Raw genomic sequence first — 22,775 nt, forward strand, 5'->3', positions numbered from 1 at the left:
TTAATCAGTTGACTCACGAGAGGAGGTGAACACGATGCAAATGGAAAAAAAGGAATGGCAAGCACCAGCACTGGAAGTATTGGAAGTGAACCAAACGATGGCAGGAGTAGGTTACAGACAGATCGACTGGGTTACTGTCCACGATGCTGATCTCTACGATCCAACTTCCTAAGTTGTTTAGTTTTAACATGTGCCATCATACTTAGAAGGGCGGAAAGGGCAATATTCCAACTTTTCGCCTCCGCCCTTATATTGAGCATTACGAATATAAGGGCTTTTTTTACTTACATGCAGAATTGCGAAGGAGGAGTCATTCATTGTTGCCTGTGCAGTATAAAGCGTATGGCTTGTCTTGGTTGAGCCAATTCCCAATGCCTGAACTCCAAATCGTACAGAACGATACAGATTCTCTAGCTGCCTATACGGACGTACACATTGAAATAGCTGATTTGGCGGCACAGTGGGAAGCGTGGGATGTGGGGAGTGATAACTTTGTATCCCGGAATGGCAGTCTTTTTTTTCGGATCGAAGATACAGGTCTGTTTCTCATGGAACAAGGACGCCGTATCGTGGTATCCCCTCAAGTGGGAGCAGATGACAAAAAGGTTAGATTATTTGTGCTGGGCACATGTATGGCCGTCATTATGATGCAGCGCGGCATTCTTCCGCTCCACGGAAGTGCGGTGGTCATTGATGGTTGGGCTTATGCATTTGTTGGACACTCGGGTGCAGGCAAATCCACTTTATCAGCTGCACTTGCCTCACGCGGCTTTCCACTCTTAACGGATGATGTCGTGGCACTGACATGGGATGCAGGAGGAAGAGCAATCGTATCACCGGGTTATCCGCAGCAAAAGTTATGGCAGCCCAGTCTGGACGGATTCGGCATGAAGGAACAGGATTACGCAACGGTTCATGCGGAGATTACGAAATACGCGATACCGGTTCAGCACTATTTTCATGATAGACCTGTTCCGCTTGCCGCTGTGTTTGAACTTGATCCGAAACCGGAAGAGATGCTGAAACCCGTACAACTGAAGGAAGTTGCCGGATTGGAACGTCTTCACATGCTGTGCTCTCATACATTTCGTAGTGGACTTGTTTCCAGGCAGGGTCTGGCACAATGGCTGTTCGAGACGGTTTCACGGCTGTCCGCCGGTATTGAAGTTTTTAGAATCACGAGGTCAGGCTCTGATTTTACGGCATTTGAGATGGCTGACCGAATTACAGAATATGCGCGCAAAGGAGTGTATACGGGACAATGACAGCAACGAAGCCAATGAATGGGGAAGACCGTGTGTTGCGTAAGGAAGGCAATCTTGTCAGTGACATGGGCGGGGAAAAAGTCATGATGAGCATCCATAACGGCAAGTACTATAATCTGGGCAGCACAGGTGGACGAATCTGGGATCTGATCAGTCAAGAACGAACATTGACCGAATTGGTTGAAGTGTTAGCTTCAGAATATGAGATTGAACCAGACCTATGCCGTGAGCAGGTTGTACAATTTCTAGAGCATCTGACGCATGAAGGATTAATTGACGTTACCCGCGGAGAGTAGACCATGTTGCGAAAAATAAAAGCATATCGTTCATTGCCGCGTGAAATTCGTGGATTGGTATGGGAAGCTTATGTCCACCTGGGATGGGCACGAATACTAAAGGCGATACCTTTTGCCAAGATTGCTCCTGGTCTCGGTACACCCATGTACGAAACGCCGATGACGGGACTCAATCGAAGTGATGTGACGACAATACGAAATATTTCTAAAGCTATACTTATTGCCAGCAGGTATACATTATGGGAGAGTCGTTGCCTTGTCATGGCAATTGCAGCGATGAAGATGCTGGAACGCCGTAGAGTGGAGAGTACTCTATATATGGGTACTGCACGGAATAAACAAGGCCAAATGATGGCTCATGCATGGCTGCGCAGTGGGAAATTGATTGTGACCGGAGCAGATACAATGGACCAATATACGGTTGTCGGGGTGTTTGGCAAGCGGTGTCCTGAGAAGGGAGCTGGGGAGATTGTCTACGATTCTTGAGTGGGAACAATATACAGTGGATTTTCCGCAGGAGCTTAAGCTGATTTTGAGCATGATTAAAGGCGATCTAACAGCAATAACCCCTGAGGATGCCCAAATACGGATGAAGGACATGGACTGGCAGCTCTTTTTGCAGCTTGCCCATCATCATCGACTGTACTCTGTACTCTATCTGAACATAAAAGAGTTGGATTCAGCGCTTATTCCCGCTTTTGTAGTGGAAAACCTGAAGCAGCAATATACAGCCAATACGTTCCGCATGTTACATCTGACTGCCGAAATGGAGCAGGTGTGTGGTGCTTTTCGTGAACGAGGCATACGGAATATTACGCTCAAAGGGCCTGCGCTGGCACATGATCTATACGGAGATATTTCATTGCGGACCTCTAAAGATCTGGACATTCTCATTCCCTTTGATGATGTGGAGTCTGCGGAAGAGATCCTTGAATCGCTTGGTTATGAATCAAAGGAAGGCAAGAGAACACCCACTGTTGCCAGCTGGAAATGGCGGGAACATCATATCTGTTACAAACACCCGGTCAAAAGAACCCAAGTCGAGATCCATTGGCGGCTTAATCCGGATTCCGGAAGAGAAACCGATTTTGAATTACTGTGGAAACGCAGCCGATTCAGCACCTATACCCAGACGCCTGTCCGTATGCTGGAAAGGGAGGATCTGTGGACATATTTGGTGACGCACGGCGCAAGACACGGGTGGTTCAGAATGCGCTGGTTACTGGATATCGACCAGATGATTCGCAATATGCCACTGGATGTCAAAAAAGTGGAGCGACGCCTGAAAGCAGAAGGCAGATTATCTATCGGTTCACAAGCTCTTCATCTGGCTTCGGTATTAATGGACACCCCTTTGGATGCCAATTATCTTGCTTTGTTGTCTGCTCACGAACGTGCGGGAGAGAAATTAGCCAGACGCGGCGTAGTGTTCATGAATGAGATGATTGAGAGCCCGGCAGATGTAAAGAGTTATCGTTCCTATCTGTTCGCACTGCGAAGCACAAGGCAGAAGCTGTTTTTCTTTATCGAACGTTTGTATCCGAGTACCTGGGATGTAGACCAACTACCACTTCCGCGTTCACTGCATTTTTTGTATTTTCCGTTACGTCCGTTTCTCTGGTTCTGGCGGCGAATCAAAAGGAACACGATGACGGAGAGGGGATAACGTATGATTTCGGAATTACAATTCTTTATGCGGAAACTGCATCGTGTAACGGGCCCAGTGTTATATTGGAACCTGCTGGGCATGATCTGCATCAGTCTGATGGAAGGAATAGGCATTTATATGCTCGTTCCGATGTTAAGTCTTATTGGTATTTTTGAAATGGGTTCAACAGGTCTGCACTTACCCTGGATATCTGAATTTTTAAATCGTTTTCCGGAAAATGGCCGGTTGCTGCTTGTATTGTTGACCTTTGTTCTCATTGTCTCTGGACAGGCGTGGCTACAACGTCTTCAGACGATTCGCAACACTCGAATTCAGCAGCAATTTGTTCGAACGCTGCGCATGGAAACCTATCGTGCCATCATTATGGCGCAGTGGTCTTTTTTTCTCCAAAAACGAAAATCCGATTTTAATCATATATTAACGACCGAACTCGCCCGTGTCAGTCAGGGAACGAATATTATGCTGCAAATGGCTGCTTCCTTGATCTTCACCGGCATTCAAATCGGCCTGGCCTTCTGGTTGTCTGCCAAGTTAACTACCCTTGTCTTGGTCTGCGGATTGGTACTGTTTATTGTATTGAGAAAATTCGTGAAACGAGCAAAACAGATTGGGGATCAGACGTCGGAATATTCCCAGAGCTATTATAACGGCATTACAGAGCACTTTAACGGAATCAAGGACATTAAAAGCAATATGCTTGAAAAATCACATATTAGCTGGTTTGAACGTATGTGTGGGCGGATTGAACGTAATGTGATTCAGTTCAGCCAGTTAAACAGTGGCACACAATTGATTCATCGAATATCGGCGGCTGTCATTATTGCTGCTTTTATCTATTTATCCCTGCATGTGCTCGCTGTGCCTCCGGCAAGTTTGTTGCTCATCATTCTGATCTTTTCACGGTTGTGGCCACGATTTACATCCATTCAATCCAATCTGGAGTATATGAGTTCGATGCTGCCCGCGTTTCAGATTGTCAGAGAGTTACAGACAGAGACCGAGAAAAGCCGTGAGATTAGCGAAAAAACGGGTAATGCTAGTGAACCATATGATGAGGAGTCAACGATTCCCGGTCCTCGTTCGGTTAGAATGAAGGCCCAGGCCAAGCTGAATGAGCAGCAGAAAGATGGCAATATGCTACCTATTGAACCCCTGGTACTTAAGGAGTCCATCGAGTGTCAGCAAGTGAATTATCGCTACGAAGGCAGCGATACCTACTCGTTATTCGAAGCGTATGCATCCATCCCTGCGAGAGGTATGACAGCCATTGTAGGCAAGTCTGGAGCCGGGAAGAGCACGATGATTGATTTGATTATGGGACTCATACGTCCGGAGAGTGGTCAGATTTTGGTGGATGGGGTGCCGTTAACCGAGAATCGATTGTTAGCCTGGAGAAGTTCAATCGGTTATGTCTCTCAGGACCCTTTTCTGTTCCATACGAGTATTCGTGAAAATTTGCGTCTGGTAGATCCAAATGCCAGTGAGGAACAGATGTGGCAAGCACTACAGTTTTCTTCGTCTGCAGCGTTTGTCAGCAAACTTCCCCAAGGACTGGATACCATTATCGGTGATCGGGGCATCCGCCTGTCCGGCGGTGAACGTCAGCGTTTGGTGCTTGCCCGCGCCATGCTTCGGAACCCTTCTGTACTGGTATTGGATGAGGCGACGAGTGCGCTGGATAGTGAGAATGAACAGCACATTCATGAGGCTCTCGAGCGCCTGAAAGGGCATGTGACGGTTATTGTTATCGCCCACCGACTATCCACTATTCGAACAGCAGATCGAGTGATTGTATTGGATGAGGGCCGGGTTATCCAACAAGGGGGTTATCAGCAATTGTCTACTGATCCGGTAGGCACGTTCAGCAAACTGTTAAACATGCAGGCAGGAGTCGTGGGGCAATGAGTCTCTCGGTAAATCCGGAAATGAATAAAGCAAAAAGGCGCGCCATTAGAGGCAGCGCCTTTGATCTATGTGTAGTAGGGAAGTAATTCAATCTGATTGCCATTTGCATTTAGTGAACGATGGCATTACTAACAGGTTGCGGCAGCTGAAAAGCACCAACACGTTCCAGATGCTGCACAATTTCATGCACGGCCTCTTCGATGGACAGCTCTTCGGTATCAATAATCAGTGTAGGATCTTCTGGAATATCATAAGGGGCAGAAATCCCTGTGAAATGTGGAATAGCGCCGCTGCGGGCCTTTTTGTAAAGCCCCTTCGGATCACGGCGTTCGCACTCTTCGATCGAACAACGAACATAAATTTCAATGAAATCATCCGCTTCAAAGAGCTGTTTAACCATATTCCGGTCTTGTGCATCTGGCGAGATAAAGGCGGAAAGAACAAATAACCCGGCATCTACCATTAGCTTGGATACTTCACCAATCCGGCGGAGATTTTCTTGCCGATCCTCGGCCGTGAACCCAAGATCCCGATTCAGTCCATGACGTACGTTATCCCCATCAAGTACGTAACAATGAACCCCTTTTTCGTACAGATACTGCTCGAGGGCAAATGCAAGCGAGGATTTTCCTGCGCCGGATAAGCCGGTGAACCATAAGGCACGACTGCGATGACCGTTATGTTTTTCCCTGTCCTGCCTGTTTAAGCTGGATTGCTGCCAAGTAATATTACGCTCTTCCTTTGACATGAATATCCGCCTCTTCCTACTTATGATATGTATAATATTTTAACATATTTACAAGATTATAGCACCTTCTGAATTTGGCGGAATTTAGCGTGAATCAACGACAATTCGGGTATAGATGTAGTACATACATAGCAGGAGGAAGACCAACATGAACAATAACATACACAACATACAGGTATATTTTCAGTGCGCGGATTGCGATCAGGATATTCGGGCAATCTTTGCTCAAGAGCAGGTGAGTGCGGTTCGCTGTTCAGAGTGTGGTAGAGCATACACATTAATGAAGCCTACCATTGGTGACGAGATTTTACTTGATTGGGAGCAGGAGGCTCTATATCATAAATTGCGCGCAGATCGCTCTGAGCATGATAATCATAATATGTCTGCCCTGATTATTAAAGTAATTGAGCTGCTAACCTGGCGGGATAGTGGTGATGGTCAGACACGTGCAATAGAGATGGTTAGAGAATGGTTGGCTTCCAGTGGAAAACCTCAGACCTTACTTGAATTGTTTCATCATCCCGAGCGAGACAATAAACGGTTTTGAACGGAGAAATGAGAACCGGGGCTCCATGGTGTGTAAGTATGTGATGCGATCTGTAATCGAAATTTACATACATTAGCTGTTCCTGTGGCATATTACCTGAAGGTGTTCGTGATAGGAAACGACAAACCGAATTTTTCAGGAACAGGAGCGGATAGCAATGAAGCGAATGGTTCTTTACATGCTGCTGGCTGTATTGACGTTCGGTACATTACCGGCACATACTGAAGCATCGCCAATAAATGGAGCTTATCATTTTGGCTTCAAAAAGAGCCAAAACGGCCAGTTGCCTTCCATTGATCAGGAAGGATTTAAGGAGATATTGCAGCATAATGATGCCATTTTCCTGGGGGATACAAAACAGAAAGAGCTGTATCTTACGTTTGATAACGGTTATGAAAATGGGTTTACGCCAGCTATATTGGATGTTCTGCGCGACAAAAAGGTGCCAGCTGCTTTTTTTGTCACCGGACATTATCTGAAAGACCAGCCTGAATTGGTGAAGCGAATGTCGGCTGAAGGCCATATTGTGGGTAACCACTCCTGGAGCCATCCCGATATGACCCGAGTTTCCAATGAAAAAATAAGAACAGAGCTTGATCAGGTACGTTCTGAGATCAATCGGTTAACTGGACAGCAAGCGACCTTCTTGCGGCCACCACGTGGCATTTTTAACAACCGGACGCTTGCAGAGAGCCACGCCCAAGGTTACGTTAATGTGTTTTGGTCCGTTGCCTATAAAGATTGGGATACCAAAGTGCAACGTGGGACAGAGTATGCACGTCAGCAAGTCTTGAAACAGCTTCATCCGGGAGCAGTCATTCTGCTTCACTCTGTGTCGAAGGATAACACAGAGGCGCTAGCCTCCATCATTGATGAGGCACGTAAGCAAGGATATGCGTTCAAAAGTTTGAATGACCTGAAAACAAAAAGTTATTAATGTTACATGTTTACAATAGAAAAAGGGCATCCTGAGCTACGATAGCTTGGGATGCCCTTTCTGGCTTGGTCTTTAATGGTTTCAGCAGACATGATTCTAATCATTAAGGAAACATGCTGTGTGATGAGAGGCCTTTTATAAAACCGTGTTGTAAATGATACCGATCGTTTTGGGACCACAATGACTACATATAACGCAACCAGCCGTAGTTAATTCCACTCGTGCTCCAGTCTGCTCCTGCAGAGACTTTTGCAAATCAAGCGCGTCTTCCTCGGCCATGGTATGCACGACGATAACGAGATCGCGATCGATCTGTTCCTTATGGTTAAGTGTGTTTTGCAGCATTTGTTCCAGCGCCTTTTCCCGTTTGCCACGGACTTTGTAGGCAGGAGACATCTTGCCATCGGCTACCCGAATGACGGGGCGAATTTTCAGCAGACTGCCAATCAGGTTTTGCATGCCCGAGCAGCGTCCACCTTTATACAGATACTCCAACGTATCGATGACAAACTCAGTTCGCACATTTGGCTTGATGGCTTCAACGAGATGTGTAATCTCCGTCAGGCTTTGCCCTTTTTCTGCTGCATGAACTGCCTTCATCACCAGCAGGGCAATTCCGGAAGAAAGATTCAGAGAATCCACGACAGAGATGCGACCTTCCGGGAACTCGGAACTGGCCAATCTTGCATTTTGGTAAGTTGACGAAAGTTCAGAGGACAAGCTGATATATAAGATATCATACCCTTGTTCTATGTAAGGTTGAAATGCCGTCATGAAATCAGCAGGTGAAGGTGCTGCTGTTTTGGGCAGACGCCCATCCCTGCTTACACGTTCATAGAGCTGCTCCGGCTTAATTTCAGCACCGTCCTTCAGTGATTCCTCACCGAACACGACATATAAAGGGATGATACCGATATCGTGCTGCTGGATCCATGCTGGGGCCAGATCACTTGTGCTGTCCGTGAAAATTTTGATTCGTGACATGTCAATCTCCTTTGGATACGAAAATTTGGCAATAGAATGGATCAAATGGATCATGTTGAGATGAATCAGTGTTATTTCATTATCATTTTTGAAGAATGAATGTAAAGCGGATATACGCTTCTACATCATATAGATACCTGCAATAATAAGCCCTGCAAACGCCAGGATCATGGCTCCACTGAGAATGGTTCCAATAATAGCAAAGACTTTTTTTCGATTTTTGAGAATAAGCCCAATCACGCCGAGAATGATTCCGGCCAGATTAAGAATCAAACAAACTAGAACAGCCAGAGAAGCCAGAACAACTGCTGGATGTAATGCAATCTCCTCCACTTGGATCGGTGTGGTTACAACGCCAATTGAACTGTTTATAGCCATTGTGGCAATAAAAAAAGTCAGCATGTAACCAATGATTGAGACCAATCCAATCACAAAACTTGCAATACCAGGCCCGGAATGTTTCAATCGACCCATGGATGGATCTTCCAGGGAGGAAGGGGAAGGTGTAAACAGGTTGTCATGATTGGGATCTGAATAATCCGTGCCGGAACCGGATTGATAAGGATTATTGTTATTCTGTTTATTGTGATTATCCATAAATGGTGTATCCCTCCCTTAATCGTGGCATGATTGTAATTAACCTAATCCGGGTATTATGATTCTCATCAAGAGAATGAAGGCATTCCTTTTTACTTTTCCATAAAAATCGATAAAAATCAAGGTTTAACGCCAGTTTTCGTCGATTTTGAGGCAAAAGCGCAACAAAGTATATATAACCAGACATATAAATGCCTTCCGCATCGGAGCTGGCTGGTAAACACTGCAAGGATTCGCTAAAATAATAGTTGAGAGATGAATTAAGGGAGAGAAGTTAAATGCAACGGAAATGGATGATGCTTGGTGCTGTACTGACAATGCTTTCGGTAGCTATTGGTGCGTTTGGTGCACATATGCTCAAGGAAAAAATTGGTGCAGACGCCATAGCCGTGTATGAAACCGGAGTGCAGTACCACATGATACATGCAATCGCACTGCTGATTATTGGTCTTACAGCGGGTCAACTTGGACCGTCCACCAAGCTCAAGTGGGCAGCACGCCTGCTATTTATCGGAATTATCATATTCTCGGGTAGTCTGTATGTACTGAGTATTTCAGGTATTAAAATATTGGGAGCCATCACCCCAATTGGCGGGGTAGCCTTTATTGTCGGATGGTTGTTATTAGCAATAGACGTGTGGCAGCGGGGAAAAGATCGCTCATGATGATTTACAATGGATGGGCATAGTTATGGCCAACGTACGATGTACCAGTTCATTGTTACATGAATGAATACCTAAAAAAGCAACTTGCCTGGGAAATGTTATGGAATTCCCCCGTAAGTTGCTTTTTGTTTGAATGCTCATTGAGTTAAAGAAACTCATCAATTTCATTGGTTCGGAACGTATACACTTGTTTTTCATCCACATGGTAGACGCTTACAATGCTGGTATCCCGATCAAAATTCAAGATTCGGCATGGAATGCTCTGATGCCGGCCGTTCTTGTTGTTCACAACGATCCGAGTAAGACGGTTTTCTTTGATAAGGGTATCAATCCATACATCGAATGAATTTCCGTTGGTAGTGTTGGATGCTTCGGTTGAAGGAGCTTTCTGGGAAGCAGGTGTTTCGATTTCACTTTGTGGTTTGACTGGAACGGTTGAAGCCGTCGCTTGATTTGGTGAAGTGTTCTTCTGTCTTGCATTGGATTGTGATTTTTTTCTTTCTTTATGAAGAAAGGCGAATGAGTCCTTTTTGGACTGCAGTGTCACTTCAATAATTTTGCCAAGCTCTATGCCGGATTGAATCCGGAAGTCTGCAATTTGTTCCTCTTTGTTTATGAACTCCAACAGGGACTGCAGTGCCAATGCATTCGAGCGGCTCTTAATAAGAATATCGACATTGAATAAAAAGCCGATTTCTTCTTCGTTGGATAAGGTTTCTTTCATTGATCCCAGCCCCGTTAAAAGATATGTCAGCAAAAACATGCTTCAATACACTATATCATTAAAAAGGCAATAATCATAGTGCTGGAGACATAGAAAATGAGCAACCACTTAGGCGAAATCAAGTAAAACCATATGCATTTCCAATCCTTTTCCGCAGGTGTCCACACGGCTATCCAGAATGAGGCATACAATTATCGTGACCTGTGGAAGAGGAGGTGTATCGGGAAATTATGGTGACGATGGAGCCGATTGTGGTTGGAGAACATGTTCTGGTCGGGGTAGAAGTGAAGTTGCCCAAAACGACATTACTGACGATTAATACATCCAAAGGATATATTATGTGCGGAGCACTCGATGTGGGATTACTTAATGAGAAGCTTGGGGATCGCAAAATTATTGCAGCTCGGGCGGTTGGCGTGCGCACATTGGAACAGCTGCTGCATGCACCTATGGAGTCGGTGACAACGGAAGCCGAAGCTATGGGCATTACGGTTGGCATGACGGGTGTAGAAGCATTGCTCAAGATGATCTAATCCCTGAATAATCAACAATTAAAGAGAGGGCTCCCCTACTGGGAAGCCCTCTCTTTAATTTACATGTACTAATCTATCTCAAACAATCAAACATGCTTCCACTAATTAAGCTTCATCCTTGGCGAACAAGGCAGCCAGATTCTCTTTGAAAGGAGCGCGAACGACGCCTTTTTCCGTAATAATGGCCGTTACATATTCGTTAGGTGTGACATCAAACGCCGGGTTGAATACTTTTACACCTTGCGGTGCTGTACGTTTGCCAAATCCTTCGGTTACTTCCTCCGCAGCACGTTCCTCAATCGGAATGAGATCTCCGGATGGCGTAGACAGGTCAATGGTGGACAGTGGGCTGGCTACATAGAATGGAATGTTGTGCGCTTTGGCAAGGACCGCTACGCTGTAAGTTCCGATTTTATTAGCTACATCCCCATTGGCAGCAACGCGGTCTGTACCCACGATAACTGCCTGAATCCAGCCTTTGGACATGACCATGCCTGCCATGTTGTCGCAGATCAGAGTAACGTCAATGCCCGCTTGCTGAAGCTCGAAGGCCGTAAGGCGTGCACCCTGAAGGACAGGGCGAGTTTCGTCTGCGAATACTTTCAGGTTGATGCCGCGCTCGTGAGCGAGGTACATTGGTGCAGTCGCTGTTCCGTATTTCGCGGTTGCAAGTCCGCCGGCATTACAGTGTGTGAGGACACCCATACCGTCTGCGAACAAAGGAAGAGCATTTTCACCGATTAGGCGGCACACTTCTTCGTCTTCTTTTTGAATCAAGAGAGCTTCCGCTTCAAGAGCAGCATTACTATCTTCGATATTTGCACCGAATTCAGCGAGGTCACTGGCTTTTTGCATCATACGATCCAACGCCCAGAACAAGTTCACAGCCGTTGGACGGGAAGTGGCAAGATGAGCACAGATGGATTTTACATGATCCAACCAGCCTTGTACGGCAAGTCCGTCATATGCCTTGGCACCGAGCACGACGCCAAATGCAGCAGCGATCCCGATCGCGGGAGCACCGCGTACTTTCATCGAGTGGATGGATTCCCATACTTCCTCGGGTGTGTACAGTTTCAGCATCAAAATCGTTTCAGGCAGCAGACGCTGGTCAAGCATTTCAAGCTTGTCCTGTTTCCATATAAGGGAGGACAGAGGCTGATGTTCAGGGGTTGTCATGGATGTTCCTCCGTTCCTTGAGTTAAGCTGTATGCATTCTTTGAGTCAGGCTTTAATAGAAGTAACCGCAGTAGCTACTGTATCTAGAAGTTCACCAATGGTGTTCAGATTGCGATTACGCTTGATGAGTGCTTTACCGATCGCCAGCGCTTTGCGCTGAGCACGTTCACGTTGTGTCGCATCTTCAATCGTATCGATATCTGCGACATGCGCGAGTCCAACAATACGACGGACCATTTTTGCGCCAGCAAAGCCAGCAGAGTCTCTGAATAATTGTTGTACATAAAGATCTTCATATCCAGGTGCTTTGGCCATAGGATCAACCAGGTCGGAAGTCCACAGACCACGGAAGCGGGATTCGAATTCAGTCCATACGTCACGAACCATATCCAGCAAAATCGTTTCACGCTCATGAAGAGCCTTTTGATCCTGAATTCGACCTGGCAGCGACGCGTAGTGGAGAAGCAGATTGGCAAGCACGGCTCCTACATCAAATCCCATTGGGCCGAAATAGGCAAATTCGGGATCAATGACTTTCGTGGATTCAGGTGTGACAAAAATACTGCCTGTATGCAAATCACCATGAAGTAGAGCTTGACCATGGGTGAGAAATTTCTCGCGCAGCAAGGCTACTTCAAGATGAAGTTCTCCATCTGTACGAAGTGCTTCCGCTTCATCTTCAATGGAAGCCTCATAATTATTTTTCTCCGCAATGCGATACGGTTCATCAAAGATCAGATCTTCGGTTATTTTACATTGATCCGGATTGACGAATCTGCCCTGTTTCTCTTTCTTCAATTGCTGGTTCATGCCAAGATCTGACGTGAAAAACAATGTTCTTGCCATGAACTCCCCAATATGTTGTGCAAAAAGAGGATATGTTCCGCCATCGATGAGGCCTTTACGCATAATCACATGATCGCTCAAATCTTCCATCACGGTTAAGGCGAGATCATCATCATAATGGTACACTTCGGGCACCATTCCCGGACATAGACGATACTCTTCCTGTAGGATTTCCCGTTCAATTCTGGCACGTACCAGAGACAATGGCCATGATTCTCCGACCACTTTCGCATAAGGAAGAGCCTGTTTGATAATGATACTTTTATCGGAGTTCTGATCCGTGATATGGAAGACCAAATTCAGATTGCCGTCACCGATCTCACGACATTCCAGATTCGCATCTGCCGCAAACGGACCCGGTAAAGTTTTGGCCAGTTCGATTGCATCCTGGGGTGTAAAAGAGTGATATTGGGACAAGAATGCCACCTCCATATATATGAAGAAACAGGAAAACCCACTTCTTTGCTTGGTATATGTCAGTATATCGGAAATAACTGTGATTTTGTACCCTTTTTTTGAGACAGCCCATACTGGACTTGTTTCGAACTTCCGGTGTACGGGTAAAAACAAATAGGCCGGACGGTTGACAGAAATACCGCCGACAAGGCTTCCCACCACTGGGTGGTGCCGAAATGTTAAATCTCTGTCATTTACGGCAGGGTACCCTGCTTATAGTGAATGTCAGACTAATTTTATAATAAAAGGATGGGATTAAGATGGCTACAAAAAACAAAACAGATCAAGCAAAATCGGTGGAACAAGTACTTAATCGTCAGGTGGCAAACCTGAACGTCCTGTATGTTAAAATCCATAACTATCACTGGTATGTAAAAGGACCTAACTTTTTCACACTGCACGTAAAATTCGAAGAATTCTACAATGAAGTGACTGTACAAATGGATGAAATTGCTGAACGTATTCTTACCCTCAAAGGTAGCCCAGCGGCTACGATGAAAGAATATCTGGAGATTTCCTCCATTCAGGAAGCAGCTGGTGGCGAAGATGCCAATACAATGGTACAGAATCTGATCGAAGATTTTGCTACATTGTCGAACGAGTACCAGGAAGGTATTGAAGTGGCAGACGCTGCGGAAGACCAACCAACATCTGATATGCTGACAGGCTTCAAAGCTGATCTGGAGAAACATATGTGGATGCTGCGCTCTTTCTTGGGCTAATTCCATCCGCATTTACCGAGTTTGTTGGCTTATAAACCATACAGTTACTCTAACCGATCTTTCACGTTGTCAGGATGACGCCTAGCGTCTATACTGCTGACAAGACTGACTTCAGGAGGATAACTTTATGATAGGCACAACGATACCAGCGTTAAAAGAATGGGCCTCCGCAATCAAAGCGCTGGAAACGGGTCGCCAAGTTATGGTGATGCGCAAAGGCGGGATTGTGGAGGAAACCCGACGTTTTGAGTTGAAAAGTCCAGCGTTCTATCTGTATCCGACTTATGAACATCAGCGTAAAGAACTGATAAAGTCCTCTGATCATTTCTATGTTGAGGAATCATTGGCCGAATGGGTGCCTGAAGCTTCGACGATCCATCTCACAGCATATGCTGAAGTGACACAGGATTTGGAGATCAGAGATCAGGAGATGCTGGATCGACTTCTTGACTTTCATATGTGGACTGCGGATTTTGCCGAAGATCGCCTAAAGTGGAAACGCAAAGATCCACTCCACGTATTGATACTCCGAGTGTACCGTTTGAAGGAACCGATGGAGATTCCCGTATTACCTGAATACAACGGATGCCGTTCATGGATTTCCATTCCGAATGGTCCGGTGCCGCGCGAAATGACGCCGGTGGTGGACGTTGCGGATTTTGACGAACAGGTACAGAAGATTAACGAGACGCTCAAAATGTAATGTTATTTATCGGAAGGACTTGTCCATGATATGGATAGGTCCTTTTTCAATTGAGAGGATCAGATTTGATAAAAGATTGAATCCCTGTGATTTTTCTCACTGTCTATTTATGACGTAGAAGTTTTGTCATTTGATTCAATCTGGCTTTTATTATAGAATCAGATAGAATAATGTTTCCTGTAAGGGACAAGAGTTCTTAGGAAATGACTTGATAATCATTGAGAATCAGTTTAGAATTATTCTAAAGTGATTCTTGCTTTGGAGATTGGAGTACAGGAGAAATTCAGGGGAAGCCCTGTTCAGATATTAATAGGTGCTTTTTCGTTTTCGACAGTAAACATCAATTTAATCAATGGAGGGAAACAATACACATGGCTACGAATTTCGTCATTGAAGGTTTGAAAGCGACGATCGAAGGTAAGGAAATCCTGAAAGGCATCAACCTGGAAATGAAAGGTGGAGAAATCCACGCAATCATGGGTCCGAACGGAACAGGTAAATCAACACTGGCTTCTGCACTTATGGGGCACCCTAAATATGAAGTAACAGAAGGTACGATTACACTTGATGGTGAAGATGTACTGGATATGGCTGTAGACGAGCGCGCTCGTGCAGGTCTGTTCCTGGCTATGCAATACCCGAGTGAAATTGCTGGCGTAACGAATTCTGACTTCCTGCGTAGCGCAATCAACGCACGTCGTGGTGAAGGTAACGAGATCTCCCTGATCAAGTTCATTCGCCAAATGGAAGGTAAAATGAAAGAACTCGACATGAACCCTGAGTTTGCTCACCGTTACCTGAATGAAGGTTTCTCTGGTGGTGAGAAAAAACGGAACGAGATTCTGCAAATGATGTTGCTTGATCCAAAAATTGTAGTACTCGATGAAATCGACTCCGGTCTGGATATCGATGCTCTGAAAATCGTAGCAAACGGTGTAAACGCAATGAAGAGCGAAGATCGCGGCTTCCTGATCATCACTCACTACCAACGCCTGTTGAACTACATTACTCCTGACTACGTACACGTAATGATGCAAGGTCGTATCGTGAAGTCTGGCGGACCTGAACTGGCTCACCGTCTGGAAGCTGAAGGATATGACTGGGTTAAGGAAGAGCTGGGAATCACAGACGAAACTGTAGGTCAAGCGTAAAGACAAAACGGAGGAGGATAATCAATGACTACACAAACAATTCTTCCGGTTGAATCTGAAGCGCTTCGCGCCTTGTCGGAAAGCAACAATGAACCCGGCTGGTTGACCGAGCAGCGTCTCGAAGCCCTTAAGCTAGCAAGTGGGCTTGCGCTTCCTAAACTGGAAAAACAAAAAATCGAACGCTGGAATGTCAGCGAGTACGGCACGTATAAAGCTAGTGAAGCGATTGCTTCCCTTGAGGAAGTACCAGCTTCCATTAAAGATATGGTTAAGGACCAAGCGGAAGGCAGTCTGGTTATCCAGCGTAATTCCAGTACGGTATATTCCAAGTTGTCTGCTGATCTTGCAGCAAAAGGAGTTATCTTCACGGATCTTGCTACAGCGGTTCGCGAACACAGCGATCTGGTAAAACCATATCTGAATACGGCTGTGAAAGCAGATGAGCATTCCCTTGCTGCACTGCATGCAGCACTTTGGAACGGTGGGGTATTCCTCTATGTTCCGAAAAACGTAGAGATTGAAGTTCCGCTGCAAGCGGTACTGCTTACAGATGATGCTACTGCAACATTTGCACCGCATGTGCTTGTAGTTGCTGAGTCCAACAGCTCCGTTACTTATGTGGATAACTATGTATCTGGCGAACTGTCTTCACCTGTATTCCATAACGGTGTTGTGGAAGTATTCGTGAAAGCTGGTGCCAAAGTCCGTTTCGCATCAGTTCACCAACTGAGCACAAGTGTTACTGACGTATCTTTCCGCCGTGCAGTGGTGGAGAACGACGCTTCGATTGAGTGGATCGTTGGTGAGATGAACAACGGTGATACTGCTAGCAACACGATGACGGTTCTTAAAGGGAACGGCTCAAGCTCCGATTCCAAAGTTATCGCAGTAGGTTCCGGTTCCCAAAAACTGAACTACACAACAGAAGCTCGTCACTTTGGCAAAAACACGCCAAGTCAGATGATTACACGTGCAGTTATGCGTGAAGAGGCTTCTGCAATCATTAACGGAATCACGAAGATTGAGAAAGGTGCTACCAAAGCGGACGGACAGCAAACAGAGAAAGTACTGATGCTGAGCCCGAAAGCACGTGGAGACGCCAACCCAATCCTTCTCATTGATGAGGATGATGTAACAGCTGGTCACGCGGCTTCTGTAGGTCAAGTCAATGTGGAGCAAATTCATTACTTGATGTCGCGCGGGATTAACCGTACGGATGCGGAACGCCTGATCATTTACGGCTTCCTGGCTCCGGTGGTGGCGGATATTCCTTTGGAAGCACTGCGTACCCAATTGCAGTCTCTCATCGAACGGAAACTGGGACAATGAACCCGGCTATCCGCGAGCAGTTCCCGATCCTCCACCAGGAAATCAACGGACACCCGCTCGTATACCTAGATAACGCAGCGACTTCCCAGAAGCCGCTGGCTGTAATCGAAGCGATTAAACATTATTATGAATTTGAGAACTCCAATGTGCATCGTGGTGTTCATACGCTTGGAAGCCGTGCAACGGATGCTTATGAAGGCGCACGTGAGAAGGTTGCCAAGTTTATCAACGCACGGCGCACACAGGAGATTATTTTCACCCGTGGGACAACGACCGCTCTGAATTTGGTGGCTTCGTCCTACGGACGCTCAGTCTGCAAAGAAGGCGATGAGATTGTTATTACGCAGATGGAACACCATAGCAATCTGATTCCATGGCAGCAAGTAGCCAAGGAAACGGGAGCGACATTGAAATACATTCCGCTACAGCCGGATGGCAACATTGATTTGGCTGATGTGGAGAAGACGATTACGAACAATACCAAAATTGTAGCAATCGCGTATGTATCCAATGTTATGGGTGTTGTTCATCCAGTAAAACAAATTGCTGAAATTGCACACCGCAATGGTGCAGTCATCGTTGTGGATGGCGCACAGAGCACACCGCACATGAAGGTGGATGTGCAGGATCTGGACTGTGATTTCTACGCATTATCCGGCCATAAAATGTGCGGACCAACCGGGATCGGTGCACTTTACGGCAAAAAGGCGCTGCTGGAGTCCATGGAGCCGGTTGAGTTCGGCGGTGAAATGATTGATGATGTGGGTCTCTATGAATCCAATTGGAAAGAGCTTCCTTGGAAATTCGAAGGTGGAACACCGATTATCGCAGGTGCGGTTGGATTGGGCGCTGCTATCGATTTCCTGGAGCAGATTGGCATGGATGAGATTGCTCATCATGAAAGTGTGCTGGCAGCTTATGCAACGGAACGTATGGCCGAGATTGACGGACTGACCATTTATGGACCAGCCAAGCGTCATGTCGGAGTGGTTACATTTAACCTCGGTGATGTACACCCGCATGATGTGGCAACTGTGCTGGATTCGAGTGGCGTAGCCATTCGTGCCGGACACCACTGTTGCCAACCGCTGATGCGCTGGCTTGAAGTCAGTTCAACAGCTCGTGCCAGTTTCTATCTATACAATAACGAACAAGATGTGGACCGGCTTGTCAGCGCCTTAATCCAGACAAAGGAGTATTTTGGCGATGCAACTTGATGATCTGTACCGGCGTGTCATAATGGACCACTACAAAAACCCGCGGAACCGCGGAACGTTTGATAATGAAGCTGTCACGGTGAATTTGAACAATCCAACGTGCGGCGACCGGATTTCACTGCAACTTTTGCTGAAAGACGGAATCGTTCAGGAAGCCAAGTATACGGGGGAAGGTTGTTCCATCAGCATGTCCTCGGCATCGATGATGACCGAGGCAGTCAAAGGCAAAACGATGGATCAGGCACTCGACATGGCTAACCGTTTCTCCTCACTGATGAAAGGGGAAGAAGTCGATTTCGACGATTATGAAGATCTCGAAGCCCTATCCGGTGTGAACAAGTTCCCTGCACGCATCAAATGTGCCACATTGGCCTGGAATGCTTTACGCAAAGGAATTGACGAAGAGGACAATGTACAATAACGATAGGGAGGTAGAGCAAGATGGCTAAAAAAGCACCAGAAATGGAAGAGTATAAATATGGTTTTCGCGACGAGCACAAATCCATCTTTCAAACCGGTAAAGGTCTGACTGCAGAAGTCGTTACGGAGATTTCCAAAATCAAGAACGAACCGGAATGGATGTTGGAATTCCGTTTGAAATCCCTGAAACAATTCGAAAAAATGCCGATGCCTAAATGGGGCGGAGATCTTGACGGATTGGATTTCAACGAAATTCAGTATTATGTCCGTGCTTCTGACAAGCAAGGAAAAACATGGGAAGAAGTTCCTTCCGAAATCAAGGAAACTTTTGATAAACTGGGTATCCCTGAAGCGGAGCAAAAGTTCCTCGCAGGTGTATCGGCTCAGTATGAGTCCGAGGTTGTATACCACAACATGCAAAAAGAATTGGAAGATCAGGGCGTAATCTTCATGGATACGGATACTGCACTTAGAGAGCATCCGGAAATCCTGCGTGAATATTTCGCAACCGTTATTCCACCAGCAGATAACAAATTCGCTGCATTGAACAGTGCCGTTTGGTCCGGAGGAAGCTTCATCTACGTGCCTAAAGGCGTAAAATGTGAAGTGCCTCTGCAAGCCTATTTCCGGATTAACTCCGAAAATATGGGACAATTCGAGCGTACACTCATCATTGCGGACGAAGACAGCTTCGTTCACTATGTAGAGGGCTGTACAGCTCCAATCTACAGCACGAATTCACTTCACAGTGCGGTTGTTGAGATCATCTGTAAGAAGAATGCTCGTGTTCGTTATACAACGATTCAAAACTGGGCACCAAACATCTACAACCTGGTTACGAAACGTGCGGTTGCTGAAGAAAATGCAACGATGGAATGGGTCGATGGCAACATCGGTTCCAAACTGACGATGAAATATCCAGCAGTTGTACTGAAAGGCCGCGGAGCTAAAGGTTCGGTTCTGTCCATCGCTGTAGCTGGTAAAAATCAGCATCAGGATGCAGGCGCGAAAATGATTCACTTGGCTCCAGATACAACATCAACGATTGTATCCAAGTCGATCAGTAAACATGGTGGTAAAGTAACCTACCGTGGTCTGGCTTCCTTTGGTCGCCAAGCGGAGGGCGCAAAATCCAATATCAAATGTGATACGCTCATTTTGGATAATGAGTCCACATCCGATACGATTCCTTACAATGAAATCATGAATGATAACATCATGCTTGAGCATGAAGCTACGGTATCCAAAGTGTCCGAGGATCAACTCTTCTACCTGATGAGCCGTGGTTTGACCGATGCAGAAGCAACACAGATGATCATCATGGGCTTTATTGAACCGTTCACGAAGGAACTGCCGATGGAATATGCGGTAGAGATGAACAGATTGATCAAATTCGAAATGGAAGGGTCAATTGGTTAATCCAACTGCCCTGGCCCGTTTCGAAACGTCGATTCTGATTGTGGCAAAGTTGTGCTGAATCAGTTTCACGTGAACTAAATAGCATATCAAGAAAGATCGAGGGAGTTTATCCCTCGATCTTTTTTTGTTGCAGTAGAAACGAACTGGGATGCTCTATCCTGGGTTTATTTGTAATAAAATAAGATCAATAGCACAAGCCATTTACTAGATTTAAGCATCTAATGATAGAAAAGGATGTGAATACATGAGCATAAATCCGTTTAAGGGATATCGGATTACGAGTTCATTTGGCTATCGAATTCATCCTATTTCTGGCGGTCAGACATTTCATCGTGGAATCGATCTCGTCACAGAGCCATGGAATGGGCCCATACATGCATTTATGGACGGGACTGTACGTTTTGCTGCGGAAGGTGCTACAGGCTCAGGATTCGGCGGTTACGGGCTTACGGTTGCAGTACAGGATCATAGGGGCTACTTGCATTGTTATGCTCACCTTTCCCGAATTGCAGTGAAAGTTGGACAGCAAGTGAAACAAGGACAGCTTCTTGGCAACCAGGGAAGCACGGGTGAAAGCACGGGTCCGCATGTGCATTATGAGGTACGCAAAACGAGCTCCCCTTCGTATGGATACACGGCTAGTGAAAATGGTGTTGTTGATCCAGGGATATATTTGCAATCTGAATATAGTTCGACGGTTGAAGGACAGGAGGGGACCCCAATGACGACGGAGGAAAGGGCACGATTAACAGCGATGGAGAAGATGCTGGAATCCCAGTCAGCCTGGATTCAGCAGCAGAAAAGCATTTCCAGTATGGCTTGTCCGTCTTGGGCTGAGGAAGCTTATCATTACTACCAACCATATATAATGAACGATACGGGCAGTTATGACTTTTGGAGATTACTTGTCATCATGTATCGTAAGGAGAAGGGAATCACGGTCTCTTCCAGTTCCTCAAGTTAACGAACAGATCAGGAGTATACGTGAAGCTTGATTTAGGCAAAAGCAGGCAGACAACCATTTATTGAATGTTTCCAGTTCGCCCGGTTCATCCCAACGCAAACGTCATATGTTAGGGTATACCTGATGAAGAGGAGGCAATCACATGAGCGAAGTAGGATATGGCTGTGGGGGCAACGTAGGCGGCGTAGGCGGATACAATATGTTCACAAACACGGGTGCGATCTTGGTACTGTTCATTCTGTTGGTTATCATCACTAAAGCATTCTTTATTTAATATGATATGAACAAATCGGTATTCAAAAAGGGAAGCCTTAACGGCTCCCCTTTTTTGCGTCAAATAATATAACTGTGTAAGAAGTTCACTTGAGCTTGGGTTACTCTAACTGCTGCTGCGCATACCTAAATACTAATGGTTACTGGATATAAATTTCAACGATAGCTACATCTCTTTCCTTCGCTAAATCAATGAAGGCTGTAGAGGTCTGAACGAGTGGGCGGAAGTAATCCGCAGGGTTGTTCAAGATAATCAGACCGGTTTCGCCGGTCGTGAGCAGAACCCTTTTGCCAATAAAATTGGGTAGCATGTGTTTGATGAGTTCCTGCGTAACTTCAGCATTCAACTGGCCGAAGCTGAGGCTGTACAGTTCGCATAGCACGGAGATTAATTCCTGCTTAGTCTGATACACCCGATTAGTCGTCATCGCGCTGTACACATCGGCTACAGCCGTTATACGGGCAAATGGATGAATCTCGTCACCTTTCAGTCCGTAAGGGTAGCCACTTCCATCCTCGCGCTCATGATGCTGGAGGGCAACGGTTGCAAGGATCTCGTCCTGAGTGGACTCTTTGACAATCTCATAACCATATAACGTATGTTTCTTCATTTCTTCGAATTCTTCCGGCGTTAACTTGCCCGGCTTATGTAAAATTTCAGAAGGAATCTTGGACTTACCAATATCGTGAAGATATCCTGCTTTGGCCACGGTTAGACACTCCTCAGGATTGTAGCCCATCCAGCCGGCGATATAAAAAGCGAGCATTCCGACTTGTAAGGAATGGTTGTAGGTATAGTCGTTATCCCCGTCAAGCATCAGCAGCAAGGAGACAACGTCCTTTTGTTTTTCAAGCTGTCCCGTTAGGGTTATCAGTATTTCATCGACCTGAGTCTCATCAATAAAACCCTTCTCCATCGCTTGTCCAAACAGAGATTCTGTACCTTTGATCGTATCGTTAAACAGGTTAGTTAACAGACGGGTTTGATCGGAAGGTAAGGTTTGTGCATCAGAGTGGAGGTCAGATGTTGTATGCTCTACATCTGCGTAATCGATTCCGTGCTGCAGCAGCTTGGCAATATCATCGTCGCTGAGTGTGGAACCTTTCATCAGCATGTGGAGACCCGAACTGTTGTACACATCATTTTTTAACAGGTCGCCAGTTTTAAGATCAGTAACATGCACTCTCACGTATAAACCACCTTTTCCTCGACTAATATCGACATA

The 22,775-nt window shown here is 45.9% G+C and carries 26 protein-coding genes; 19 read left to right on the top strand and 7 right to left on the bottom strand.

Annotation, left to right across the window (positions count from 1 at the left end; genetic code table 11):
• The first annotated feature begins 34 nt into the window (after nt 1-34).
• The 6 genes from BLS14_RS32345 to BLS14_RS24905 all read left to right on the top strand — a co-directional run bounded on the left by BLS14_RS32345 (nt 35) and on the right by BLS14_RS24905 (nt 5,135).
• Nucleotides 35-172 (top strand): paeninodin family lasso peptide, encoded by a 138-nt coding sequence (locus tag BLS14_RS32345; protein ID WP_170867850.1) that lies wholly within the window; start codon nt 35-37, stop codon nt 170-172.
• 145 nt (nt 173-317) lie between these two features.
• A complete protein-coding gene (locus BLS14_RS24885) occupies nt 318-1,265 on the top strand; it encodes a hypothetical protein (protein WP_083584712.1) in 948 nt (315 codons plus the stop codon).
• On the top strand, nt 1,262-1,561 hold the full coding sequence (locus BLS14_RS24890) for a lasso peptide biosynthesis PqqD family chaperone (protein WP_072734011.1): 300 nt from the start codon (nt 1,262-1,264) through the stop codon (nt 1,559-1,561). The genes BLS14_RS24885 and BLS14_RS24890 overlap by 4 nt, the downstream gene beginning before the upstream one ends.
• A gap of 3 nt (nt 1,562-1,564) precedes the next feature.
• Nucleotides 1,565-2,047: a lasso peptide biosynthesis B2 protein gene (locus BLS14_RS24895; RefSeq protein WP_090954486.1), complete on the top strand. Its 483-nt coding sequence runs from the start codon at nt 1,565-1,567 to the stop codon at nt 2,045-2,047.
• Nucleotides 2,031-3,227, top strand: coding sequence for a nucleotidyltransferase domain-containing protein (locus tag BLS14_RS24900; RefSeq protein ID WP_090954488.1), 1,197 nt, complete (start codon nt 2,031-2,033; stop codon nt 3,225-3,227). Before BLS14_RS24895 ends, BLS14_RS24900 begins: the two co-directional genes overlap by 17 nt.
• A gap of 6 nt (nt 3,228-3,233) precedes the next feature.
• A complete protein-coding gene (locus tag BLS14_RS24905) occupies nt 3,234-5,135 on the top strand; it encodes an ABC transporter ATP-binding protein (protein WP_371121668.1) in 1,902 nt (633 codons plus the stop codon).
• 109 nt (nt 5,136-5,244) lie between these two features.
• On the opposite strand, the gene cysC is transcribed toward BLS14_RS24905, so the two are convergent.
• On the bottom strand, nt 5,245-5,883 hold the full coding sequence (cysC, locus tag BLS14_RS24910; RefSeq protein WP_063564275.1) for an adenylyl-sulfate kinase: 639 nt from the start codon (nt 5,881-5,883) through the stop codon (nt 5,245-5,247).
• 148 nt (nt 5,884-6,031) lie between these two features.
• On the opposite strand from cysC, the gene BLS14_RS24915 reads away from it, so the two are divergent.
• On the top strand, nt 6,032-6,430 hold the full coding sequence (locus BLS14_RS24915) for a hypothetical protein (RefSeq protein WP_053780509.1): 399 nt from the start codon (nt 6,032-6,034) through the stop codon (nt 6,428-6,430).
• Nucleotides 6,431-6,587: 157 nt separating this feature from the next.
• A complete protein-coding gene (gene pdaA / locus BLS14_RS24920) occupies nt 6,588-7,367 on the top strand; it encodes a delta-lactam-biosynthetic de-N-acetylase (RefSeq protein WP_072734009.1) in 780 nt (259 codons plus the stop codon).
• A gap of 135 nt (nt 7,368-7,502) precedes the next feature.
• Here pdaA and BLS14_RS24925 read toward each other — a convergent pair whose 3' ends face one another.
• Nucleotides 7,503-8,351 carry a DegV family protein gene (locus BLS14_RS24925; RefSeq protein ID WP_063564278.1) on the bottom strand — a complete coding sequence of 283 codons (849 nt, stop codon included), beginning with the start codon at nt 8,349-8,351 and terminating at the stop codon, nt 7,503-7,505.
• A gap of 120 nt (nt 8,352-8,471) precedes the next feature.
• Entirely contained in the window at nt 8,472-8,948 is a 477-nt protein-coding gene (locus BLS14_RS24930; protein WP_090808707.1) for a hypothetical protein, read from the bottom strand.
• Nucleotides 8,949-9,226: 278 nt separating this feature from the next.
• Here BLS14_RS24930 and BLS14_RS24935 point away from each other — a divergent pair, with 278 nt between their 5' ends.
• Nucleotides 9,227-9,613 carry a DUF423 domain-containing protein gene (locus BLS14_RS24935; RefSeq protein ID WP_063564280.1) on the top strand — a complete coding sequence of 129 codons (387 nt, stop codon included), beginning with the start codon at nt 9,227-9,229 and terminating at the stop codon, nt 9,611-9,613.
• Between the two features lie 145 nt (nt 9,614-9,758).
• Here the strand turns inward: BLS14_RS24935 and BLS14_RS24940 are convergent, their stop codons facing one another.
• A complete protein-coding gene (locus BLS14_RS24940) occupies nt 9,759-10,337 on the bottom strand; it encodes a hypothetical protein (RefSeq protein WP_072734007.1) in 579 nt (192 codons plus the stop codon).
• 230 nt (nt 10,338-10,567) lie between these two features.
• Between BLS14_RS24940 and BLS14_RS24945 the strand changes: the two genes are divergently transcribed.
• A complete protein-coding gene (locus BLS14_RS24945) occupies nt 10,568-10,870 on the top strand; it encodes a YunC family protein (protein WP_017689545.1) in 303 nt (100 codons plus the stop codon).
• Nucleotides 10,871-10,975: 105 nt separating this feature from the next.
• On the opposite strand, the gene mtnA is transcribed toward BLS14_RS24945, so the two are convergent.
• Together mtnA and mtnK are read right to left on the bottom strand one after the other, a co-directional pair.
• Entirely contained in the window at nt 10,976-12,049 is a 1,074-nt protein-coding gene (gene mtnA / locus BLS14_RS24950) for an S-methyl-5-thioribose-1-phosphate isomerase (protein WP_090954492.1), read from the bottom strand.
• A 45-nt stretch (nt 12,050-12,094) separates the two neighbouring features.
• Nucleotides 12,095-13,312, bottom strand: coding sequence for an S-methyl-5-thioribose kinase (gene mtnK, locus BLS14_RS24955; protein WP_176854740.1), 1,218 nt, complete (start codon nt 13,310-13,312; stop codon nt 12,095-12,097).
• Between the two features lie 299 nt (nt 13,313-13,611).
• On the opposite strand from mtnK, the gene BLS14_RS24960 reads away from it, so the two are divergent.
• The 9 genes from BLS14_RS24960 to BLS14_RS32965 all read left to right on the top strand — a co-directional run bounded on the left by BLS14_RS24960 (nt 13,612) and on the right by BLS14_RS32965 (nt 21,550).
• Complete coding sequence (locus BLS14_RS24960; protein ID WP_063564284.1) at nt 13,612-14,073, top strand: Dps family protein; 462 nt, start codon at nt 13,612-13,614, stop codon at nt 14,071-14,073.
• 127 nt (nt 14,074-14,200) lie between these two features.
• Nucleotides 14,201-14,776 carry a DUF1802 family protein gene (locus tag BLS14_RS24965; RefSeq protein WP_090808713.1) on the top strand — a complete coding sequence of 192 codons (576 nt, stop codon included), beginning with the start codon at nt 14,201-14,203 and terminating at the stop codon, nt 14,774-14,776.
• A 371-nt stretch (nt 14,777-15,147) separates the two neighbouring features.
• Nucleotides 15,148-15,927 carry a Fe-S cluster assembly ATPase SufC gene (sufC, locus tag BLS14_RS24970; RefSeq protein WP_063564286.1) on the top strand — a complete coding sequence of 260 codons (780 nt, stop codon included), beginning with the start codon at nt 15,148-15,150 and terminating at the stop codon, nt 15,925-15,927.
• Nucleotides 15,928-15,951: 24 nt separating this feature from the next.
• Complete coding sequence (gene sufD, locus BLS14_RS24975) at nt 15,952-17,256, top strand: Fe-S cluster assembly protein SufD (RefSeq protein ID WP_090954496.1); 1,305 nt, start codon at nt 15,952-15,954, stop codon at nt 17,254-17,256.
• Nucleotides 17,253-18,473 carry a cysteine desulfurase gene (locus BLS14_RS24980; RefSeq protein ID WP_090954498.1) on the top strand — a complete coding sequence of 407 codons (1,221 nt, stop codon included), beginning with the start codon at nt 17,253-17,255 and terminating at the stop codon, nt 18,471-18,473. Before sufD ends, BLS14_RS24980 begins: the two co-directional genes overlap by 4 nt.
• Nucleotides 18,463-18,894 (top strand): Fe-S cluster assembly sulfur transfer protein SufU, encoded by a 432-nt coding sequence (gene sufU, locus BLS14_RS24985; protein ID WP_063564289.1) that lies wholly within the window; start codon nt 18,463-18,465, stop codon nt 18,892-18,894. The genes BLS14_RS24980 and sufU overlap by 11 nt, the downstream gene beginning before the upstream one ends.
• 20 nt (nt 18,895-18,914) lie before the next feature.
• Complete coding sequence (gene sufB / locus BLS14_RS24990) at nt 18,915-20,312, top strand: Fe-S cluster assembly protein SufB (RefSeq protein ID WP_024629097.1); 1,398 nt, start codon at nt 18,915-18,917, stop codon at nt 20,310-20,312.
• Between the two features lie 244 nt (nt 20,313-20,556).
• On the top strand, nt 20,557-21,276 hold the full coding sequence (locus tag BLS14_RS33500) for a M23 family metallopeptidase (RefSeq protein WP_090954499.1): 720 nt from the start codon (nt 20,557-20,559) through the stop codon (nt 21,274-21,276).
• A gap of 142 nt (nt 21,277-21,418) precedes the next feature.
• Nucleotides 21,419-21,550, top strand: a complete 132-nt coding sequence (locus tag BLS14_RS32965) for a YjcZ family sporulation protein (RefSeq protein ID WP_211754048.1) — start codon at nt 21,419-21,421, stop codon at nt 21,548-21,550.
• A gap of 139 nt (nt 21,551-21,689) precedes the next feature.
• Here the strand turns inward: BLS14_RS32965 and BLS14_RS25000 are convergent, their stop codons facing one another.
• Nucleotides 21,690-22,739: an HD-GYP domain-containing protein gene (locus BLS14_RS25000; RefSeq protein WP_079697685.1), complete on the bottom strand. Its 1,050-nt coding sequence runs from the start codon at nt 22,737-22,739 to the stop codon at nt 21,690-21,692.
• Nucleotides 22,740-22,775: the final 36 nt, after the last annotated feature.

It is taken from the genome of Paenibacillus sp. OK060, from assembly GCF_900101205.1.
GTDB lineage: Bacteria > Bacillota > Bacilli > Paenibacillales > Paenibacillaceae > Paenibacillus > Paenibacillus marchantiae.

What these genes read in the sequence shown, in the direction of transcription:
- BLS14_RS24965 (WP_090808713.1), top strand. Translation starts at nt 14,201, where the DNA reads ATGATAGGCACAACGATACCAGCGTTAAAAGAATGGGCCTCCGCAATC.
- BLS14_RS32345 (WP_170867850.1), top strand. Translation starts at nt 35, where the DNA reads ATGCAAATGGAAAAAAAGGAATGGCAAGCACCAGCACTGGAAGTATTG.
- BLS14_RS24940 (WP_072734007.1), bottom strand. Translation starts at nt 10,337, where the DNA reads ATGAAAGAAACCTTATCCAACGAAGAAGAAATCGGCTTTTTATTCAAT.
- BLS14_RS33500 (WP_090954499.1), top strand. Translation starts at nt 20,557, where the DNA reads ATGAGCATAAATCCGTTTAAGGGATATCGGATTACGAGTTCATTTGGC.
- BLS14_RS32965 (WP_211754048.1), top strand. Translation starts at nt 21,419, where the DNA reads ATGAGCGAAGTAGGATATGGCTGTGGGGGCAACGTAGGCGGCGTAGGC.
- BLS14_RS24925 (WP_063564278.1), bottom strand. Translation starts at nt 8,351, where the DNA reads ATGTCACGAATCAAAATTTTCACGGACAGCACAAGTGATCTGGCCCCA.
- BLS14_RS24945 (WP_017689545.1), top strand. Translation starts at nt 10,568, where the DNA reads ATGGTGACGATGGAGCCGATTGTGGTTGGAGAACATGTTCTGGTCGGG.
- BLS14_RS24960 (WP_063564284.1), top strand. Translation starts at nt 13,612, where the DNA reads ATGGCTACAAAAAACAAAACAGATCAAGCAAAATCGGTGGAACAAGTA.
- cysC (WP_063564275.1), bottom strand. Translation starts at nt 5,883, where the DNA reads ATGTCAAAGGAAGAGCGTAATATTACTTGGCAGCAATCCAGCTTAAAC.
- BLS14_RS24935 (WP_063564280.1), top strand. Translation starts at nt 9,227, where the DNA reads ATGCAACGGAAATGGATGATGCTTGGTGCTGTACTGACAATGCTTTCG.
- sufB (WP_024629097.1), top strand. Translation starts at nt 18,915, where the DNA reads ATGGCTAAAAAAGCACCAGAAATGGAAGAGTATAAATATGGTTTTCGC.
- sufD (WP_090954496.1), top strand. Translation starts at nt 15,952, where the DNA reads ATGACTACACAAACAATTCTTCCGGTTGAATCTGAAGCGCTTCGCGCC.
- BLS14_RS24915 (WP_053780509.1), top strand. Translation starts at nt 6,032, where the DNA reads ATGAACAATAACATACACAACATACAGGTATATTTTCAGTGCGCGGAT.
- BLS14_RS24980 (WP_090954498.1), top strand. Translation starts at nt 17,253, where the DNA reads ATGAACCCGGCTATCCGCGAGCAGTTCCCGATCCTCCACCAGGAAATC.
- BLS14_RS24930 (WP_090808707.1), bottom strand. Translation starts at nt 8,948, where the DNA reads ATGGATAATCACAATAAACAGAATAACAATAATCCTTATCAATCCGGT.
- pdaA (WP_072734009.1), top strand. Translation starts at nt 6,588, where the DNA reads ATGAAGCGAATGGTTCTTTACATGCTGCTGGCTGTATTGACGTTCGGT.
- BLS14_RS24890 (WP_072734011.1), top strand. Translation starts at nt 1,262, where the DNA reads ATGACAGCAACGAAGCCAATGAATGGGGAAGACCGTGTGTTGCGTAAG.
- BLS14_RS24895 (WP_090954486.1), top strand. Translation starts at nt 1,565, where the DNA reads ATGTTGCGAAAAATAAAAGCATATCGTTCATTGCCGCGTGAAATTCGT.
- mtnA (WP_090954492.1), bottom strand. Translation starts at nt 12,049, where the DNA reads ATGACAACCCCTGAACATCAGCCTCTGTCCTCCCTTATATGGAAACAG.
- sufU (WP_063564289.1), top strand. Translation starts at nt 18,463, where the DNA reads ATGCAACTTGATGATCTGTACCGGCGTGTCATAATGGACCACTACAAA.
- sufC (WP_063564286.1), top strand. Translation starts at nt 15,148, where the DNA reads ATGGCTACGAATTTCGTCATTGAAGGTTTGAAAGCGACGATCGAAGGT.